Consider the following 17,017-nt stretch of genomic DNA (forward strand, 5'->3'; position numbering starts at 1 on the left):
ATCTTGTAAGTCGCCTCAGACACATCAAGACTTTCGCCTTCAGCGCTTCGGCTTGCGCGCTCGCCTCTCGGCTCCCGCGCAAGACAAAACCATAACACCACATCTCCCCAGCTCGCAAGAGGCACGTCGTATTCAGATCTGAAGAGTTGCTTCCACTGGCGAAACCCATTGCCAGAACTACGTTTCAGATGGAGGTCACCTCGATGCCAACGCGCTTCACTGAACAGAGCCAGCGTTTCCGCCCCAATTCGAACGAATACCAGGTGCTGCAAAAAGCACGTGAACACTTCGAGGCCACGCTGATCGGGGTACAAGGGGAACTCGCCGGCAGCGTTGCGGCGATGGAACATCGCCGTTCTGACGAAGCTCTCAACTACGGAGAAATCTTCCTACGGGACAACGTTCCCGTGATGATCTATCTGATGCTGGAAGGCCGCTTCGCCATCGTGAAGCAGTTTCTAAGCGTCAGCCTTCACCTGCAAAGCACCAGTGTTCAAACGCGCGGTGTCTTTCCCACCAGTTTCGTTGAAGAGGAAGGGGAACTCGTTGCGGACTACGGCCAACGCTCAATCGGTCGCATCACCTCAGTGGATGCAAGCCTGTGGTGGCCGATTCTTTGCTGGATCTACGTCAAGCGAAGTGGAGACACGGATTTCGGTCGAAGTCCTGAGGTGCAGCGTGGTTTGCAACTGCTGCTCGATCTCGTTCTTCACCCAAGTTTCGAGGGAACACCGGTGCTGTTCGTTCCGGACTGCGCCTTCATGATTGACCGCCCCATGGACGTATGGGGGGCTCCATTGGAAGTGGAAGTGTTGCTCTTTGCTGCACTCCGCAGCTGCGTGGGACTGATGGAGCTGTGCCAACGCCAGGAGAACAGTGTTCTTTTAGGAGAACGGCTGCGCTTAAGCCGGCAGTGGACCCATGACTTGCGGCAGTTCCTGCTGAAGCACTACTGGGTCACCAGTAAAACCATGCAAGTGCTTCGACGACGTCCGACGGAGCAGTACGGAGAAAACCAGCATCAGAACGAGTTCAACGTTCAACCGCAGGTCATCCCGGACTGGTTGCAGGACTGGCTCGAAAACCGAGGCGGTTACATGATCGGGAACATGCGAACCGGACGACCGGATTTCCGCTTCTATTCCCTGGGAAACTCCCTGGCATCCCTGTTCGGGCTGCTGACCGCGCCGCAGCAACGGGCAATGTTCCGATTGGTTCTGCACAACCGGGATCACCTCATGGCCCAGATGCCGATGCGCATCTGTCATCCACCCATGGAAGGGGTGGAGTGGGAGAACAAGACAGGGTCCGATCCCAAAAACTGGCCATGGAGCTATCACAACGGCGGCCACTGGCCGAGCCTGCTCTGGTTTTTCGGAGCGTCCATCCTTCTCCATGAACGCCTGAACCCCCAAGCCGACGTGTTGCTGATGGGGCAAATGAAAACCCTGTTGGACGAGTGCTATTGGAGCCATCTCAACCAACTGCCCCGTCAGCAGTGGGCCGAATACTTCGACGGACCGACAGGGACATGGGTTGGACAGCAGTCACGTACCTATCAGACCTGGACCATCGTTGGTTTTCTGCTGATGCACCACTTCCTCCACGTCAACCCAGACGACGTCCTGATGCTGAATCTGGACGAATCCATGGGTCACTAAACAAGCTCCAATCCATCAGCACAAAAAAACCCCGACTCATGGAGTCGGGGTAAGAAATCTGAAATCTTGCGATTGATCAGAAAAGTCCGAGGGTGAGGGACTTGTCGATAGGGAGTGCAGCGCCGATACCCAGGTAGATCGTGGTGACAGTTCCGAACAGGAACACAGTCATTGCAACGGGACGACGGAACGGATTCTGGAACTTGTTGAAGCTCTCAATGAAAGGAACAAGCATCAGACCGAGGGGAACCAGAGTCTGGAGTGCAATGCCCAGAAGTTTGTTCGGAACAACCCGCAGGATTTGGAAGACCGGATAGAGGTACCACTCGGGAAGAATTTCCAGGGGTGTCGCGAATGGATCAGCCTTGTCGGCGAGCATCGCGGGATCCAGAACAGCCAGACCCACCACACAAGCGATAGTGCCGAGGATCACCACCGGAAAGATGTAGAGCAGATCGTTGGGCCAGGCGGGCTCGCCGTAATAGTTGTGACCCATACCCTTCGCGAGCTTGGCCCGCATCTTGGGATCGGAGAGATCAGGCTTCTTGAGAATGTGCATCGGTTAGTCCAGGTGTTGAGGGAACAGTAGGAACGCAGATCACAAAGGACCGGAAATGCCCTGCTTCCGAATCATCAGGAAGTGCATGAGCATGAACACAGCCAGCAGCCAAGGCATCACAAAAGTGTGCAGGCTGTAAAAGCGCGTAAGGGTGGCCTGACCAACGCTCTCACCACCGCGAAGCAGTTCAACCATGAAGTCTCCAACCACTGGAATGGCTGCGGGAACTCCGGAGACGATTTTCACAGCCCAATAACCGACCTGATCCCAAGGGAGGGAGTATCCGGTCACGCCGAAGGACACCGTGATGACAGCCATGGTGACGCCAGTGACCCAGGTGAGCTCACGGGGGCGTTTAAAGCCACCGGTGAGATAGACGCGGAACACATGGAGGATCAGCATCAGCACCATCATTGAGGCGCTCCAGCGGTGCACGGAGCGGATCAACCAGCCGAAGCTGACATCGGTCATTAGGTACTCGACCGACTTGTAGGCCTCAGCGACAGTGGGCTTGTAATAGAAGGTCATCGCGAACCCGGTCGCGAACTGGATCAGGAAGCACACCAACGTGATGCCACCCAAGCAATAAAAGATGTTGACGTGGGGAGGCACGTACTTGGAGCCGATGTCGTCTGCAATGTCCTGGATTTCCAGACGTTCCTGGAACCAGTCGTAAACCGGTGATGAGTTCGCCATGCACAAGCGGGCTCGAGTTGCGAAAGTCTACTGAGCACGCTTCTGCCATCGAGGCGAACCCCCCGCGATGTATCCAACTGTTAACGATCTTTCAGACTGGCTGCGGCGCAGAGGGTTTCGAGCGCTGCGCCAACTGATCACAGCTGCTCTTTGCTGCTTTTTGGTGCTGGGGAACGTGTGCACAGCCGTTGCACTCAGCGATACACAACAGCTCGTGGTGGACAGCTGGCGCCTCGTGAACCAGGGATTTTGGAACCCCGAGCAACTCGATGAGGTCCGCTGGCGACGTCAACGCCAGAAGGCCATGGAACGCAGCATCGAGAGTAGTGACGATGCCTACGCGGCCATCGAAACCATGCTCGCTCAGCTGGGAGACCCTTACACACGGCTGCTCCGTCCGGAGGACTACGCAGCTCTGAAAAACAGCACCAGCGGAAATCTCAGCGGTGTGGGATTGCAACTGGGACCGGACGAAGGCGGCAATGGCGTTGTGGTGATTTCAGCCCTAGAAGGCTCGCCAGCTGGAGAGGCAGACATCACCAGTGGAACCCAGCTGCTGTCCGTTGATGGCAAAGCGGTGGTGGATTTAGGTCTCGAGGGAACGGTGGCAGCGTTGAGGGGAGACGTGGGCTCGCAGGTGGTTCTGACTCTGGGAAACAGCAATGGCGAGTCGAATGAACTGACCCTTGAACGCCGCAGCGTGGATCTCAGGCCGGTGCGTACACGCCGCTTGCGCAACGGCAGCCACACCCTCGGCTACCTGCGAATCACCCAATTCAGTGAAGGCGTACCAGAACAGGTAAAAGAAGCTCTCACCCATCTTGGAAACAAGGACATCGAAGGATTGGTTCTCGATCTACGCAACAACTCAGGTGGCTTGGTGAGTGCTGGATTGGCAGTCGCAGACGAGTTTCTTTCCGGTGGCGCCATCGTCGAAACCCGCAACCGCGACGGAATCAATGACACCATCCAGGCGAGTCTCCAGACGGTCTTCGACGGACCAATGGTCACCCTCGTGAATGGGGGAACTGCCAGCGCCAGTGAAATCCTGGCAGGAGCACTTCAGGACAATCAAAGAGCCACCTTGCTCGGAGGCCAGACGTTTGGGAAAGGTCTGATTCAAACGCTGACCAACCTGAGTGACGGCAGCGGACTTGCAGTGACTGTCGCGGGGTATGTGACACCCAGCGGACGGGATATTCAGGGACAGGGGATCGCACCCGATCGTGCGCTGTCCGATCCGGAGCCGCTGAATCCCGGCGGTGATGGCGACCGCTGGCTCTCCGAAGCGCAGCAATGGATGGAAGCACTGCTTGAACAATCCGCAGACGACATCGAGGCATGAGCCAGCGCACCTATCACGACCCTCTGCATCGGGGCATCGGTCTTGACCGACAAGCCCCAGCAGAAGGGATGGTGATGGACCTTGTGGATACGACACCTTTTCAGCGCCTGCGTCGTATTCGGCAGCTGGGACCGGCTTACCTCACCTTCCACAGCGCCGAATCCAGTCGGTTCACCCACTCGCTGGGCGTCTTTCATCTGGCGCGACGTGCGTTTGAGCGAATGCTGCCGTTGGCGCCGGATCTGGAGCAGCACCGCGGGTTGCTCTATGGCGCTGCTTTGCTCCATGACATCGGCCATGGCCCCTTGAGCCATACCGGCGAGGAAATGTTCGGCCTGCGCCACGAACAATGGTCAGCACGGGTGATCCGGCATCACCCAAAAATCCGTGCATGTCTGGAGAGCCATCAATCCGGTACAGCAGATGCGGTGGCAGATCTTCTTGAGCATGGCCTCAGCCCACACCCATTGGTCAAACACCTGGTCAGCAGCCAACTGGATTGCGACCGTCTGGACTATCTCCTGCGCGACAGCTACAGCACTGGAACCCGCTACGGGCAGCTGGATCTCGACCGAATTCTCGGAGCACTGACCCTTGCCCCTGATGGTGAGATGGCCATTCACCCCAAAGGTCTGATGGCTGTTGAGCACTACTTGGTGGTGAGGAATCTGATGTACAGGAGCGTCTACAACCACCGGCTGAATGTGGTGTGCAATTGGCTGCTGGAAAAACTGATCCTGACGGCACGACAGCTTGGTCCTAAGCAGGTGTGGGCTGATGAAGTGATGGCCAGCTGGCTCTGGCAACCGAACATGATCAGCCTTGAGGACTTCCTCGCCAACGACGACCAACGCACCGGCTACCACCTTCAGCGATGGCAATCTGAAGCCCCAGCGCCCCTCGCTGAACTCAGCGGTCGTTTTTTAGATCGACGCCTACTCAAAGCTACGGCCGTCGAACATCTCCCCCGGGCTGATCAACTGCAACTGCTCGCGACAGCCAGGCGTTTGGCCGATCGTCATGGCCATGACCCGGAACTGTGCTGCGGATTGCGTCATCAACAACTCCGTGGGTACCACCCCTATAGAGGCGGCTTGCGCCTGTGGGATGGACGTCAACTCCAGGCTCTGGAACAGGCATCGCCACTTGTTGCCAGTTTGGCCACACCTGCGGCGACGTCCTGGTTGATTCACCCCCGTGACATCAGTTCCGAGCTCAGGGAAGAAATGGACGTTGAATGGCCCCGATCAGCAAAGGTGAAGCAGCCATGACACTGAAGCTTCCCGACCAGCGCCTTGATCACTGGAGGGATCGATTGCCTGATCTCTTGAACAGTTGCTCCGAAACGATCGTTGATCTGGATTGCGAAGACTGGATCCTGAGCTGCACCGATCTGACGGACCTATGTGCCTTGGTTGCCGATGCAGGCCATCAACTCGGAAGGATCACAAGCCGAGCGCTGGAAACCGTCGTAAGTGCCTCAGCGCTTGGCCTGGACGCAAGCCCTGAGCACGCATCTTTTAAAAATAAAGCCCAGACGAATTCGATCCCAGCGGGCCCTACAGAGCTGTTGTTCCACCAGGGCACACTCCGCTCCGGCGATCATCTCCAGAGTGACCGAAGCATCCTCCTCTGCGGCGATGTGAATCCCGGAGCACGGATCAGCTCAGCTGCTGATGTTCTGATTTGGGGGCGCCTGCGAGGTGTAGCCCACGCTGGATGCGAGGGGTCGACGACCGCGAAAATCGTTGCCCTGCAGCTGCGACCACTGCAACTTCGGATTGCCGACGTGGTAGCGCGAGGCCCCGAGGATCTGCCCCAGGCTGGTTTAGCCGAACAAGCGGAACTCAAGGATGGCGTGATCGCCATTGAACCTGCCGTCATCCAAAGCTTTCAAAAACGCTGACGCCGTTGTCAGAGCGTGAAGCCAGATTATTCTGGCCGCACCAAAGCAGAACCCTGGTGTCGACGACCCGAACCATCCTGATCTGTTCTGGCAAGGGCGGTGTCGGAAAAACAACGACCACAGCGAACCTCGGCATCGCTCTTGCTCGCCAAGGAGCCAAAACCGTGGTTCTTGACGCGGACTTCGGACTGAGAAACCTCGATCTGCTCCTGGGTCTGGAAAACCGCATTGTTTATACCGCTCAGGAGGTGCTGGCCGAGACCTGCCGACTTGAGCAAGCCCTTGTGAAACACAAGCAGGAGCCCAATCTGGCTCTGCTGCCTGCGGGAAACCCCCGGATGCTGGAGTGGCTGACCCCCAAGGACATGCAGGCCATCGTTTCGCTGCTGGAGCGCCAGTTCGACTACGTGCTGATCGACTGTCCGGCCGGGATTGAAGACGGATTCAAGAATGCGGCGGCTGCAGCCCGCGAAGCTGTCGTGATCACAACGCCGGAAGTAGCAGCCGTTCGGGACGCTGATCGCGTGATCGGACTGCTGAATACCCAGGGGGTGCAGCCAGTGCAGCTTGTGCTCAACAGAGTCCGCCCCAAAATGATGTCGAACCAGGAAATGCTCTCGGTGGATGACGTCACCGACATCCTGGCGCTGCCTCTCCTGGGTCTTGTTTTTGAAGATGAGCAGGTGATTGTGAGCACCAACCGCGGTGAACCCTTGACGCTGACCGACTCGTCATCACCCGCGGCACAGGCTTACAGCAACATCGCCCAACGGCTTCAGGGCGAAGACATTCCCCTGATGGATCCATCCCAGGCCCGCCGCGGCCTACGCGCCAGGATGCGCAAGCTGATGCAAACCCGGATTTTCTGAGGCGATGACACTCAAAGAATTCATCGACAAACTCCTGGGCCGTCAGCCCGCCAGTGCTGAAACAGCAAGGGAGCGTCTCCAGCTGGTGCTCGCCCACGACCGCAGTGACCTCAATCCGGAGCTGCTTGAGCAGATGCGGCGCGAGATCCTCGAAGTGGTTGCCCGCTACGTGGAGATCGACCTTGAGGAAGGAGATGTGAGCCTGGAGACGGAAGACCGCGTCACTGCCCTGGTGGCCAACCTTCCCATCCGTCGCCCGATCACCCAACCATCAAAGGGTGGAACCCTCTGAGCAGCGACCTGTTCAAGCTTGACTCTTAGCCCTTTAAATCACCTCACTCCTGCTGAAAAGCGGGTGGTGCTCTTGTTGCTTGACGGCCTCGAGAACCGAGCCATCGCCCACCGATTGGTGATTAGTCACCGCACTGTTGAGTGCCACATCAGCCGGGCACTCTCCAAGAGCGGTTGTCGAAACCGACTCGAGCTGGCGCTTTGGCTGATCAGGAATGGAGACCCTGCATTGGATCGCCAACGCCGCGAAGGTACGATGCCCCCCATGCCGGCTTAGCTCAGTGGTAGAGCAGCGCTTTTGTAAAGCGAAGGCCATCGGTTCAAATCCGTTAGCCGGCTTGATCTGGATCAGGGGAATGGCCTGCGATCCGTTTCACCCGCAAAGATCCAGATGAGGATCAATCCCAGCAGCCAGGGAAGAAGATTCAGTTGAAGCGTCCAGGTGAAAAGGGCTTCAAGGGGCTCCAACACCCAATGAAGCACTGCCATCACCAGCAGGCAGAGCCCGACCAGTGGGATCACTCGAACACCTCAAGCCCTGAAGGAATCACAGCACCCCGTCGCGCCATGCGCCAGCGTCCGACCTCGACCCAGACCAACACCGTGCTGGCCTGACCTGAGGGTTGGGACCACGGCTGGGGCCCCAGTTGAGCGACATCAGGGAAATACCGCGACGCATCTGCTGAGGTCATGCTCGCCGGTTCTCCGGAGCGGTTGGCACTGGTGGTGGCCAACGGCCCGCTGATCTGAAGCAACTCACGGGTCTGCTCGCAGGCAGGGATGCGGCAGCCGAGGGTTCTGCCCCCTGGGTTGAGATGACAAGCAGCACCACCATCACAGGCAGGTAGTACCAGCGTGAGTGCTCCAGGCCAATAGTGCTCAGCCAACGCTTCAACCTCCCGATGACACGAGACATCGACCTCCTGGAGCAAATCATCAACCGTTGCCCCCATGAGGATCAGGGGTTTATCAGCAGGTCGACGTTTCAAGTGCCAGAGGGTCTGCGCTTGATCGGGCATCACCGCGAGCCCGGGCAGGGTATCGGTGGGGATGATGGCGGCTTCACCAGCACGAAGACGCTGCACCAATGCGGTGGCTTCAAGGATCGGAGGGGGTATGAATCGTTCCTTCATCAGGACGCTGCAGCACGGTTTCGGGCAAGAGCGAAGCGACGCGTCCCCTCAAGATCAGCAGCCGCGCTGACCTCCACCAAACCCGCATCACGCATCAGCTGCATAACCAGAGCGCTCTGATCATGGTGGTGCTCGAGCAGAAGCCAACCCCCAGGCGCCAGACCCTTCGGCGCTCCGTCCACCACAGCGCGAATCGCGTCAAGCCCATCCTCTCCTCCACTCAGCGCCAAATGTGGTTCATGGTCTCGAACAACGGACTCGAGACCATGAACAACTGAAATCGGGATGTAGGGAGGGTTGCTGATCACCAGATCCAGGGTTCCCCACCAGGTCTTGAGTGGTATCCACCACGACCCGAGGTGAAGCGAGCAGTTGTGGTTCGGGGCACAACGCTTGAAATTGCGTGCCGCCAAACGCAGAGCATCGCAACTGAGATCGACTGCATGCCCCAATGCCGTCGGCCAGGCGAGGGCCAAACTCACAGCGATGGCCCCCGAGCCGGTGCCGAGGTCAGCCCAGCGGCCGGGAGGGGCCGCCTTCAAGTGGCTCAGGGCAAGATCCACCAGCAGTTCAGTTTCCTGACGGGGAATCAGCGCAGCGGGGGACGACTCGAGCAGAAGGTCCCGCCATGGACAAAGCCCAACCAAATGCTGCAGGGGAACGTTCTCCTGAAGATGGCGCTGCCAAAGTTGAGTGAGCACATCGAGGGACTGCACCATGGCAATGGTGCGTGATGGATCCAGGAGCAGCCTTTGCAAGCTTGCCCAGGGGATACCACCTGCCAGATCAATCAACCAATCGAGATCCGCCGCGGTCCCACCTAGGGCGAGTTGTCTGCGCCGCCACTGCAAAAGTTCAGTGCCAGTCAGCGTGCTGCAGTCTCTCAAGGCCGACGCTTGCGCCAGTGCAGTCCAGACTCACACAGCAATTCGCCCTGGCACTCGAGAGCCAGCAGCTGAGGGGCCAGCTCAGCAGGGGAACACTGCAAGCGATGCACCAGCTGATCCAAAGAAGCCCCGGTTCCGATAGCCCCCAACAGCTTGCGGCTCATGAGGCGAGAATCATCCGACTTCAACGGACCATCACCCAGACACCGCAGGAGATCCTCGGGATGAATCAGAGCTGTCGCTCGATCCCGAAGCAGTGCATTGCTGCCCCGACAGGACCAACGGCGGGCATCACCAGGGACGACCCATAGAGGGCAATCCATCTGGCTCGCCCAGCCTGCCGAAATCAAGGCTCCGCTTCGTTGCGGACACTCCACCACCACAAGGACTTTCGCAAAGGTCACCAGCCAACGATTCCGAGCCGCGAAGTGCCCTGGATGAACCCGACAGCCAGACCGGGTTGTGCTCAGCAGCAGCCCTTGCTCACCGACCTGCTGTTGCAGGGATCGATGGTGGGTCGGATAAACACGATCCAACGGCGTCCCTAAGACAGCGATGGGTGCTCCGTTCCTGGCCAGACAGCCGCGGTGCGCTGCAGCATCGATCCCTTCCGCAAGCCCACTAAGCACAGGCCAGCCGGCTTCGGCGAGAGCGCGACCCAGCTCTTCCGCCATTGCAAGGCCATGCTCAGAGGCAGAACGCGTGCCAACCACCGCAATCGCTTCGCGGGCATTCAGATGCCGGAGCATCGATCGAGCCCCCTGGACAAACAGCCCAGCCGGAGGGGGATCCGCCTGGTCCAAACAGCTTGGCCAGGCAGGATCACCGGGCAGAAGAACACAGTTGGGGACCTCAAGATCGGGCGCAGCCCCCTGCTCACATCTGTATCGATCGACGGCGCACTGACAGTGCGACGGCCAGCCCAGCGCTTGGCAAAGACGCTCTGTGGGCCAGCCCCAGAGCTGATCCGGCCCAATGGATCGGTCGCGGCAGAACGCGCGCAGATCCGCCATGCGTGAATTCCCCAGCCCCGGACAACAACTCCATCGCCACCACCAACCCCGCACCGGCTCACCGCAAGTACGTTTGTACTAGCACAATTGCGCTTCGCCCTGGGCCTGGCTCACAAGCCGTGCCTCACAAGCTTTTGCATCACCAACTGCAACTCAGATGGCACGCGCCTCAGCACGCGACCCTGACGCAACATCACCAGCTGCACCGTCGCCTCGGCAACCACCGTGTCTCCACGGATAAAGCAAGAGGCCCATGGCCAACGCACACCCTTTTGTGCTGAGCAACGACTTTCCACACAGACCTCATCTCCGTGCCGGAGGGGATGGCGGTACTCCAGCTGTAGAGACACCACTGGCATGTCAACACCCATCGCGGTCATTGCGGCGTAACCCAGACCAGCAGCCTGCAAGGCCTCAACTCTGGCTTCCTCCAGCCACTGCACATAGGCTCCATGCCACATCACACCGGCGTAATCGGTGTGCTGCGGGAGCACACGCTTGGTCAAGGTCCACATGGTCTGCGTAACGCTGTGCCATCAGCTTGTCGCTACGTAGGAATCCTCCCCATAGGCTTCCGCAGAGACTGCTTCATACCCCTGTGTTCAGGAACCTTCTGATTGCCGACTCGGGCAAGGGTCACGTCGAGGAAATGATCCGCATGCTCCAGGACATTCCAAGCCTGAAGTCCGCGAAAATCAATCTCCTGCATGTGGTCTCTGAGCAGAGCAAATCGCAATCCGATGGCCATCGCGATGAAGCAGAAAACCTGTTGAGCAGTGCAGTGACACGCATGGGGCTCAACGCCTCGAGCGTGAGCACATTGATTCGGGAGGGCGACACCAAGCAGACCGTTCTTAAGGTTGCCGATGAAGTTCAGGCCGACCTGATCGTGATGGGGTCCCGAGGCCTCGGACGCCTTCAATCCATTCTGGCCAACAGCACCAGCCAGTACGTCTTCCAACTCTCAACGCGCCCAATGCTGCTGGTCCGTGACGACCTCTACGTGAAGCATGTCAATCGCGTGATGGTGACGGTCGATGGAACAGGGGTCGGGGACGACGCCCTGCGCACAGCCTGCGAGCTTGTTCGAGAAATCCCCGGCGGAACCCTGACCGGCGTTCATGTCGTTCGCCAGGAGTCAGCACCGTCCAGGGGAGGCCGCACCAAAGCAGACGAAGTGCTCGACGCTGCTGTTCAGCGTGCGAGGGGATTCGGTGTTGACATGAAAGCCATTCACACCGAAGGGAAAGACATCGGTCGCAGCGTTTGCATGGCCGCATCTGAGTGCAACGCCGACCTTGTGGTCATCGCATCTCAAGACCGACGACCTCTTGTTGCCAGAGGGCTGGTGGACCTCGACAAGCTGCTGGGCGGATCGGTCAGCGATTACATCCGCGTTCACGCACCAGCGCCTGTACTGCTGGTGCGCGAACCGGAACAGGGCTGAGCTCAGGCCTCTTTGTTCTGCGTGCCGATGTAGAGCACGATCAGGAAGATCGCCGGAACCAGAATGAACAGGAGGCTGGCGACGAATCCGAGATCGTTGGTTTCCATGGCCGTTGGAGGGATCAAGGCGAAGGTATCACCGACAAGAGGCCTAGGGAGCGTCTCCCTTAGCCCTCGTCACCGGCGGTAGCAGCCCTGGCATCCGTGCCGTCGCCATCGATCGCATCCTGATCCTCCTCATCGAGCTCACTGACCGGTGGCGCAGGCCATGCGGTGGGCCCGGCGGGGAGCGGTGCCTGTCGAGCCGCGGCCAACCTCGAGTCCGCATTAGCGAGCCGTACCTGAGGACGGGTGAGCACCATGACGGATTTCTCCACAAGGGCCTGACAGGCCAAGCGCCACTCCTGGGGGCGGCGACGCAGCTTGTTCTCTTCGACTGCAGTTCGAGCTGTCAACGCATCAACAGAGTTCTCGTCGACGACCGAAACAAAGCAAGTGATGCACTGGCCACAACCACCGCAGTTGCCCAACTGCCCCTTCAATCCGTAGAGCTCGATGCCCTCACGCCGGGCCACCTCCCTCAGGTTTTCACCTGGATAACACTCCACATCACGCCCTTCACGAACAAACCGGATAACGGGCATGAGTCCCCAAGCAACCAACCTCCATCATGGGCTCAAGCATTTCGATTTGTGAACAGCTTCTGCTCAACTTTCATGTCACTGACCGTTGCGAGGACATCCCTTTTCTCCCGCCCGTCGAGCAGAAGCCCTTACGATCGCCCATGTCTGACTGCACTAGCAGTCTTGTCCCCCGAACCTGACCCATGGGATTGCCCTGGTATCGGGTGCACACCGTCGTCATTAATGACCCGGGCCGCCTTCTGGCTGTGCACCTCATGCATACAGCCCTCGTAGCCGGCTGGGCCGGCTCCATGGCTCTCTATGAGCTGGCCATCTTTGACCCATCCGATCCTGTCCTGAACCCAATGTGGCGTCAGGGCATGTTCGTCATGCCTTTCATGTCCCGCCTGGGAGTGACTGGTAGCTGGGGTGGATGGAGCATCACCGGCGAAACGGGTGTTGATCCCGGTTTCTGGAGTTTCGAGGGCGTCGCTGCCGCTCACATCATTTTTTCTGGCCTGCTGATGCTGGCTGCCATCTGGCATTGGACTTACTGGGATCTCGAGATCTGGCAAGACCCTCGTACAGGTGAACCTGCTCTTGACCTGCCGAAGATCTTCGGCATCCACCTGCTTCTGGCTGGTCTTGGTTGCTTCGGATTTGGCGCTTTCCACCTCACTGGTGTCTTTGGACCAGGCATGTGGGTCTCTGACCCGTACGCACTGACCGGTCATCTAGAAGCGGTGCAACCGTCGTGGGGTCCAGAGGGATTCAACCCCTTCAATCCCGGTGGAATCGTTGCCCACCACATCGCGGCTGGAATCGTTGGCATCATTGCTGGCATCTTCCACATCACCACACGTCCGCCAGAGCGTCTTTACAAGGCACTGCGGATGGGCAACATCGAAACAGTCCTGGCGAGTGCCATTGCGGCAGTGTTCTTCGCCGCATTCATCGTTGCTGGAACGATGTGGTACGGAGCAGCAGCCACCCCTGTTGAGCTGTTTGGCCCCACTCGTTATCAGTGGGATCAGAACTACTTCAAGACAGAGATCAACCGTCGCGTCCAAACCGCCATGGACGATGGCGCGACTCGTGAAGAAGCTTTTGAGGCAGTCCCTGAAAAGCTCGCTTTCTACGATTACGTCGGCAACAGCCCTGCTAAGGGCGGCCTCTTCAGGGTTGGTCCGATGGTCAATGGCGATGGCTTAGCAACTTCCTGGATTGGTCACATCGTCTTTACTGATAAGACCGGCGAAGAGCTGGAAGTAAGGCGACTTCCGAACTTCTTCGAGAACTTCCCGGTAGTTCTCCAAGACGCCCAGGGCAATGTCCGTGCGGATATCCCCTACCGACGAGCCGAAGCCAAGTACTCCTTCGAACAGCAGGGCGTCACTGCCCAAGTCTTCGGTGGAGCGCTTGATGGTCAGACCTTCACTGACCCTGCTGATGTGAAGCGTCTTGCACGCAAAGCACAACTGGGCGAAGCGTTCGACTTCGATCGCGAGACCTACAACTCCGACGGCACGTTCCGCAGCTCACCGCGAGGCTGGTTCACATTCGGCCACGCCACCTTCGCGCTGCTGTTCTTCTTCGGTCACATCTGGCACGGTGCTCGCACCCTCTACCGCGATGTGTTTGCAGGTATTGATCCCGACCTCGGTGATCAGGTTGAGTTTGGCCTCTTTGCCAAGCTGGGTGACAAAACCACCCGTCGCCTGCCCGAGGGCTACGTTCCACCTGCTGGAACCCCCCTCAACTGATCGCCCTTCAGGAACAACACGATGGAAAGCTTCGCTTACGTCCTCATCCTTACCCTCGCGATTGCCACACTCTTTTTTGCAATCGCATTCCGCGATCCGCCGAAGATCGGTAAGTGATTTAAACCTTCAAAACCCCGCTCCGGCGGGGTTTTTTCATGCCTGGGCACGCCGGTCGTCGCAAGATGGTCTCGGCCACCAGAACAGATCAAAGCAGTCTCAAGTCAGTGACAGCCGTCGACCGAATCCGCAAATGAGACTGATGTCCTACAGGCCCTTCTCAAGTCTCAAATCACTGTCTACAGTTGGTGCAACTTATTAACTCCTTCGGGGATGCAGTGCCCCTCCTGCCAAAACACAGATAGTCGCGTTCTTGAATCAAGGGCAGCCGATGGCGGACGCAGCGTGAGACGACGTCGCGAATGCCTGAACTGTGAATTTCGCTTCACCACCTACGAGCGGGTGGAAACCGTGCCGATCACGGTGATCAAACGCAACGGCAACAGGGAAATCTTCAGTCGCAGCAAGTTGCTGCATGGCTTGAATCGAGCTTGCGAGAAAACTGGCCTCGATACAACACGCCTGGAATCCCTGGTTGAAGAACTCGAATTGAAGCTTCAGCAACGCTCTGGCAAGGAAGTCAGCAGCGTTGAGATCGGTGAGTTCGTGCTTCGAGATCTCAAGCAAATCAGCGAGGTGGCCTACATCCGATTCGCATCCGTCTACCGCCAGTTCCGTGGCATTGACGACTTCGTCTCGACGCTGGAGACGCTCAACGCCGATCAGGAACAGAACCATCTGGCCAGCGTGCGCTGAATCGGGAGGCAGATTCAGTCCCTCAGGTCTGTAAAGTCATTGATTCTCCGTGGAACGTCGGCGGGCGTTTTACGCGAATTTTTCGTACTACCCACCTGAGGTAGACCGCCAGCCCCCCATGTCTGCGACTCCGACAGAAGAACAGATCCAGGATCAAGCTCAAGAGGCGAACGCTACGGAAGCCTCACCAGAAGACTCCGCCGTTGAACAGGCGTTTGAGGGTGAGGACTTAAGCATTCCTGAGGACGTCCCCACAGCGGATGATCCCAGCAGCCGAGCCACCAGCCGCAACCTGGACGACGCCGGCTTCACCATTGATGAGTTCGCGGCTCTACTCAGCAAGTACGACTACAACTTCAAGCCAGGCGACATCGTCAATGGCACGGTCTTCGCCTTGGAATCGAAAGGCGCGATGATCGACATCGGCGCCAAGACGGCTGCCTTCATGCCTCTTCAAGAGGTGTCGATCAACCGGGTCGAGGGTCTAAGCGACGTGCTGCAGCCCGGCGAGATCCGTGAGTTCTTCATCATGAGTGAGGAGAACGAGGACGGTCAGCTGGCGCTGTCGATCCGTCGGATCGAATACCAGCGGGCATGGGAGCGGGTTCGCCAGCTCCAGAAGGAAGATGCCACCATCTATTCCGAGGTGTTTGCCACCAACCGTGGTGGTGCCCTGGTGCGCGTGGAAGGCCTGCGGGGATTCATCCCCGGCTCCCACATCAGCACCCGCAAGCCGAAGGAAGAACTGGTCGCCGACTTCCTGCCTCTGAAATTCCTCGAGGTGGACGAAGAGCGCAATCGTCTGGTGCTTAGCCACCGCCGCGCCCTGGTGGAGCGGAAGATGAACCGCCTGGAAGTGGGCGAAGTCGTGGTCGGCACCGTCCGCGGCATCAAGCCCTATGGCGCTTTTATCGACATCGGTGGTGTCAGCGGTCTGCTGCACATTTCCGAGATCAGCCACGAGCACATCGAGACCCCCCACTCGGTGCTGAACGTGAATGATCAGATGAAAGTGATGATCATTGATCTCGATGCCGAGCGCGGCCGGATCTCTCTCTCCACCAAGGCCCTGGAACCGGAACCCGGTGACATGCTCACCGATCCTCAGAAGGTGTTTGAGAAGGCCGAAGAGATGGCCGCGCGCTACAAGCAAATGCTGCTGGAGCAGGCTGAGGAAGGCGAAGACCCGATCAACTCCATGATGATCTGAGCCTGAATGGCCACACTTCTGCTGAAGGGAACACCCATCAGCTCAATTGACGGGGTGCTGTTCGATAAGGACGGCACCCTTTCCCATAGTGAGCCTCATCTGCTGGCATTGGCAGAGGAACGCATCAACAGAGCCATTGAAATCGGGCAAGACCAAGCCCCACCACTCGAAGCCTTTGCGCTGAGAGACACCTTGCGCAGAGCGTTCGGTGTGAGCAACGGCATGCTCCATCCAGGCGGAACCCTTGCTGTTGCCTCCAGACAGGACAACATCGCCTCAACCGCAACGGTGTTTTGCCTCCTTGGCTGCTCATGGCCCCAGGCCCTGGCCATGGCCCACGCCTGCTTCGACGAGGTTGACCAGAGCGGCCTGATCAAGGCGACCCCCAGCCCCTTGCTCAACGGTGCAGAAGGACTCCTACGGGCCCTGAATCAGCTGAATGTGACCACTGCTGTCATCAGCAATGACACCCGATCCGGCATTGATGACTTCCTGGATCACCATGAGCTCAGTGCATGCATTGATGGCATCTGGAGTGCTGACGACCATCCGCGAAAACCCGATCCGCAAGCCGTTCTGGAGCTGTGCGACGGCCTGGGCCTTCCACCCCAGCGTTGTGCATTGATCGGGGATGCTGAAACCGACCTTCAAATGGCTCTTCAGGCTGGAATTGGCTGCGTGATCGGATTCACCGGTGGTTGGAGTCGTTCCCCCGAATTGCACTCAGCCCAGCATCTGCTCCGCAACTGGCACGACCTCGCCCTCAACCCAGCCGCGTAAAGTCGCGCCATCTGGAGCCTCG

The 17,017-nt window shown here is 58.5% G+C and carries 22 protein-coding genes and 1 tRNA gene; 14 read left to right on the top strand and 9 right to left on the bottom strand.

Annotated elements, in window-relative coordinates; translation table 11 throughout:
- Nucleotides 1-203 precede the first annotated feature (203 nt).
- Complete coding sequence (locus tag FZZ92_RS10005; protein WP_226398251.1) at nucleotides 204-1,661, top strand: glycoside hydrolase 100 family protein; 1,458 nt, start codon at nucleotides 204-206, stop codon at nucleotides 1,659-1,661.
- A gap of 76 nt (nucleotides 1,662-1,737) precedes the next feature.
- Here FZZ92_RS10005 and petD read toward each other — a convergent pair whose 3' ends face one another.
- Nucleotides 1,738-2,220: a cytochrome b6-f complex subunit IV gene (gene petD, locus FZZ92_RS10010; protein ID WP_115022998.1), complete on the bottom strand. Its 483-nt coding sequence runs from the start codon at nucleotides 2,218-2,220 to the stop codon at nucleotides 1,738-1,740.
- Nucleotides 2,221-2,259: 39 nt separating this feature from the next.
- Complete coding sequence (gene petB, locus FZZ92_RS10015) at nucleotides 2,260-2,916, bottom strand: cytochrome b6 (protein WP_011363493.1); 657 nt, start codon at nucleotides 2,914-2,916, stop codon at nucleotides 2,260-2,262.
- Nucleotides 2,917-2,983: 67 nt separating this feature from the next.
- On the opposite strand from petB, the gene ctpZ reads away from it, so the two are divergent.
- The 7 genes from ctpZ to FZZ92_RS10050 all read left to right on the top strand — a co-directional run bounded on the left by ctpZ (nucleotide 2,984) and on the right by FZZ92_RS10050 (nucleotide 7,666).
- On the top strand, nucleotides 2,984-4,261 hold the full coding sequence (ctpZ, locus tag FZZ92_RS10020; protein ID WP_226398250.1) for a carboxyl-terminal processing protease CtpZ: 1,278 nt from the start codon (nucleotides 2,984-2,986) through the stop codon (nucleotides 4,259-4,261).
- Nucleotides 4,258-5,532: an HD domain-containing protein gene (locus FZZ92_RS10025; RefSeq protein WP_226398249.1), complete on the top strand. Its 1,275-nt coding sequence runs from the start codon at nucleotides 4,258-4,260 to the stop codon at nucleotides 5,530-5,532. Before ctpZ ends, FZZ92_RS10025 begins: the two co-directional genes overlap by 4 nt.
- Complete coding sequence (minC, locus tag FZZ92_RS10030) at nucleotides 5,529-6,167, top strand: septum site-determining protein MinC (protein ID WP_226423152.1); 639 nt, start codon at nucleotides 5,529-5,531, stop codon at nucleotides 6,165-6,167. Before FZZ92_RS10025 ends, minC begins: the two co-directional genes overlap by 4 nt.
- A 56-nt stretch (nucleotides 6,168-6,223) precedes the next feature.
- The gene (gene minD / locus FZZ92_RS10035) at nucleotides 6,224-7,036 is read left to right on the top strand and encodes a septum site-determining protein MinD (RefSeq protein WP_226398247.1); all 813 of its coding nucleotides are present in this window, start codon (nucleotides 6,224-6,226) and stop codon (nucleotides 7,034-7,036) included.
- A 4-nt stretch (nucleotides 7,037-7,040) separates the two neighbouring features.
- Nucleotides 7,041-7,328 (top strand): cell division topological specificity factor MinE, encoded by a 288-nt coding sequence (gene minE / locus FZZ92_RS10040; protein ID WP_115022992.1) that lies wholly within the window; start codon nucleotides 7,041-7,043, stop codon nucleotides 7,326-7,328.
- Nucleotides 7,329-7,346: 18 nt separating this feature from the next.
- The gene (locus FZZ92_RS10045; RefSeq protein WP_226398246.1) at nucleotides 7,347-7,604 is read left to right on the top strand and encodes a response regulator transcription factor; all 258 of its coding nucleotides are present in this window, start codon (nucleotides 7,347-7,349) and stop codon (nucleotides 7,602-7,604) included.
- Nucleotides 7,595-7,666 (top strand) — tRNA-Thr (locus FZZ92_RS10050). The genes FZZ92_RS10045 and FZZ92_RS10050 overlap by 10 nt, the downstream gene beginning before the upstream one ends.
- 9 nt (nucleotides 7,667-7,675) lie before the next feature.
- On the opposite strand, the gene FZZ92_RS10055 is transcribed toward FZZ92_RS10050, so the two are convergent.
- From FZZ92_RS10055 to FZZ92_RS10075, 5 genes are all read right to left on the bottom strand, one after another.
- Entirely contained in the window at nucleotides 7,676-7,849 is a 174-nt protein-coding gene (locus FZZ92_RS10055) for a hypothetical protein (protein ID WP_226398245.1), read from the bottom strand.
- On the bottom strand, nucleotides 7,846-8,460 hold the full coding sequence (locus FZZ92_RS10060) for an L-threonylcarbamoyladenylate synthase (protein WP_226398244.1): 615 nt from the start codon (nucleotides 8,458-8,460) through the stop codon (nucleotides 7,846-7,848). The genes FZZ92_RS10055 and FZZ92_RS10060 overlap by 4 nt, the downstream gene beginning before the upstream one ends.
- Nucleotides 8,460-9,365, bottom strand: a complete 906-nt coding sequence (prmC, locus tag FZZ92_RS10065; protein ID WP_370631281.1) for a peptide chain release factor N(5)-glutamine methyltransferase — start codon at nucleotides 9,363-9,365, stop codon at nucleotides 8,460-8,462. The genes FZZ92_RS10060 and prmC overlap by 1 nt, the downstream gene beginning before the upstream one ends.
- Nucleotides 9,344-10,360: a DNA-processing protein DprA gene (locus FZZ92_RS10070; RefSeq protein ID WP_226423154.1), complete on the bottom strand. Its 1,017-nt coding sequence runs from the start codon at nucleotides 10,358-10,360 to the stop codon at nucleotides 9,344-9,346. The genes prmC and FZZ92_RS10070 overlap by 22 nt, the downstream gene beginning before the upstream one ends.
- Nucleotides 10,361-10,470: 110 nt before the next feature.
- Entirely contained in the window at nucleotides 10,471-10,875 is a 405-nt protein-coding gene (locus FZZ92_RS10075; RefSeq protein ID WP_226423155.1) for an acyl-CoA thioesterase, read from the bottom strand.
- An 83-nt stretch (nucleotides 10,876-10,958) separates the two neighbouring features.
- Here FZZ92_RS10075 and FZZ92_RS10080 point away from each other — a divergent pair, with 83 nt between their 5' ends.
- Nucleotides 10,959-11,807, top strand: coding sequence for a universal stress protein (locus FZZ92_RS10080; RefSeq protein WP_115022978.1), 849 nt, complete (start codon nucleotides 10,959-10,961; stop codon nucleotides 11,805-11,807).
- A 2-nt stretch (nucleotides 11,808-11,809) separates the two neighbouring features.
- Here FZZ92_RS10080 and psbM read toward each other — a convergent pair whose 3' ends face one another.
- Both psbM and FZZ92_RS10090 read right to left on the bottom strand, forming a co-directional pair.
- Nucleotides 11,810-11,914 (bottom strand): photosystem II reaction center protein PsbM, encoded by a 105-nt coding sequence (gene psbM / locus FZZ92_RS10085; protein WP_115022976.1) that lies wholly within the window; start codon nucleotides 11,912-11,914, stop codon nucleotides 11,810-11,812.
- A 59-nt stretch (nucleotides 11,915-11,973) separates the two neighbouring features.
- Nucleotides 11,974-12,450: a 2Fe-2S iron-sulfur cluster-binding protein gene (locus FZZ92_RS10090; RefSeq protein ID WP_166017597.1), complete on the bottom strand. Its 477-nt coding sequence runs from the start codon at nucleotides 12,448-12,450 to the stop codon at nucleotides 11,974-11,976.
- A gap of 182 nt (nucleotides 12,451-12,632) precedes the next feature.
- On the opposite strand from FZZ92_RS10090, the gene psbB reads away from it, so the two are divergent.
- The 5 genes from psbB (at nucleotide 12,633) to FZZ92_RS10115 (ending at nucleotide 16,995) form a co-directional block, all read left to right on the top strand.
- Nucleotides 12,633-14,192 carry a photosystem II chlorophyll-binding protein CP47 gene (gene psbB / locus FZZ92_RS10095; protein ID WP_115022971.1) on the top strand — a complete coding sequence of 520 codons (1,560 nt, stop codon included), beginning with the start codon at nucleotides 12,633-12,635 and terminating at the stop codon, nucleotides 14,190-14,192.
- A 21-nt stretch (nucleotides 14,193-14,213) separates the two neighbouring features.
- Nucleotides 14,214-14,309: a photosystem II reaction center protein T gene (locus FZZ92_RS10100; protein WP_011128841.1), complete on the top strand. Its 96-nt coding sequence runs from the start codon at nucleotides 14,214-14,216 to the stop codon at nucleotides 14,307-14,309.
- 213 nt (nucleotides 14,310-14,522) lie between these two features.
- Nucleotides 14,523-15,005 (top strand): transcriptional regulator NrdR, encoded by a 483-nt coding sequence (nrdR, locus tag FZZ92_RS10105; protein ID WP_115022969.1) that lies wholly within the window; start codon nucleotides 14,523-14,525, stop codon nucleotides 15,003-15,005.
- Nucleotides 15,006-15,123: 118 nt separating this feature from the next.
- Nucleotides 15,124-16,215, top strand: coding sequence for a 30S ribosomal protein S1 (locus FZZ92_RS10110; protein ID WP_226398240.1), 1,092 nt, complete (start codon nucleotides 15,124-15,126; stop codon nucleotides 16,213-16,215).
- Between the two features lie 6 nt (nucleotides 16,216-16,221).
- On the top strand, nucleotides 16,222-16,995 hold the full coding sequence (locus FZZ92_RS10115; protein ID WP_226423156.1) for an HAD family hydrolase: 774 nt from the start codon (nucleotides 16,222-16,224) through the stop codon (nucleotides 16,993-16,995).
- The last annotated feature ends 22 nt before the right edge of the window (nucleotides 16,996-17,017 follow it).

The organism is Synechococcus sp. MU1611 (genome assembly GCF_020514255.1).
In the GTDB taxonomy this organism is placed as follows: domain Bacteria; phylum Cyanobacteriota; class Cyanobacteriia; order PCC-6307; family Cyanobiaceae; genus Parasynechococcus.

Bases quoted from the DNA above. Each gene is read 5' to 3' on its own strand.
- FZZ92_RS10100 (WP_011128841.1), top strand. From the start codon at position 14,214: ATGGAAAGCTTCGCTTACGTCCTCATCCTTACCCTCGCGATTGCCACA.
- FZZ92_RS10090 (WP_166017597.1), bottom strand. From the start codon at position 12,450: ATGCCCGTTATCCGGTTTGTTCGTGAAGGGCGTGATGTGGAGTGTTAT.
- FZZ92_RS10005 (WP_226398251.1), top strand. From the start codon at position 204: ATGCCAACGCGCTTCACTGAACAGAGCCAGCGTTTCCGCCCCAATTCG.
- petB (WP_011363493.1), bottom strand. From the start codon at position 2,916: ATGGCGAACTCATCACCGGTTTACGACTGGTTCCAGGAACGTCTGGAA.
- FZZ92_RS10025 (WP_226398249.1), top strand. From the start codon at position 4,258: ATGAGCCAGCGCACCTATCACGACCCTCTGCATCGGGGCATCGGTCTT.
- psbM (WP_115022976.1), bottom strand. From the start codon at position 11,914: ATGGAAACCAACGATCTCGGATTCGTCGCCAGCCTCCTGTTCATTCTG.
- petD (WP_115022998.1), bottom strand. From the start codon at position 2,220: ATGCACATTCTCAAGAAGCCTGATCTCTCCGATCCCAAGATGCGGGCC.
- FZZ92_RS10110 (WP_226398240.1), top strand. From the start codon at position 15,124: ATGTCTGCGACTCCGACAGAAGAACAGATCCAGGATCAAGCTCAAGAG.
- minC (WP_226423152.1), top strand. From the start codon at position 5,529: ATGACACTGAAGCTTCCCGACCAGCGCCTTGATCACTGGAGGGATCGA.
- ctpZ (WP_226398250.1), top strand. From the start codon at position 2,984: ATGTATCCAACTGTTAACGATCTTTCAGACTGGCTGCGGCGCAGAGGG.
- FZZ92_RS10070 (WP_226423154.1), bottom strand. From the start codon at position 10,360: ATGGCGGATCTGCGCGCGTTCTGCCGCGACCGATCCATTGGGCCGGAT.
- FZZ92_RS10075 (WP_226423155.1), bottom strand. From the start codon at position 10,875: ATGTGGACCTTGACCAAGCGTGTGCTCCCGCAGCACACCGATTACGCC.
- FZZ92_RS10115 (WP_226423156.1), top strand. From the start codon at position 16,222: ATGGCCACACTTCTGCTGAAGGGAACACCCATCAGCTCAATTGACGGG.
- minE (WP_115022992.1), top strand. From the start codon at position 7,041: ATGACACTCAAAGAATTCATCGACAAACTCCTGGGCCGTCAGCCCGCC.
- nrdR (WP_115022969.1), top strand. From the start codon at position 14,523: ATGCAGTGCCCCTCCTGCCAAAACACAGATAGTCGCGTTCTTGAATCA.
- psbB (WP_115022971.1), top strand. From the start codon at position 12,633: ATGGGATTGCCCTGGTATCGGGTGCACACCGTCGTCATTAATGACCCG.
- FZZ92_RS10060 (WP_226398244.1), bottom strand. From the start codon at position 8,460: ATGAAGGAACGATTCATACCCCCTCCGATCCTTGAAGCCACCGCATTG.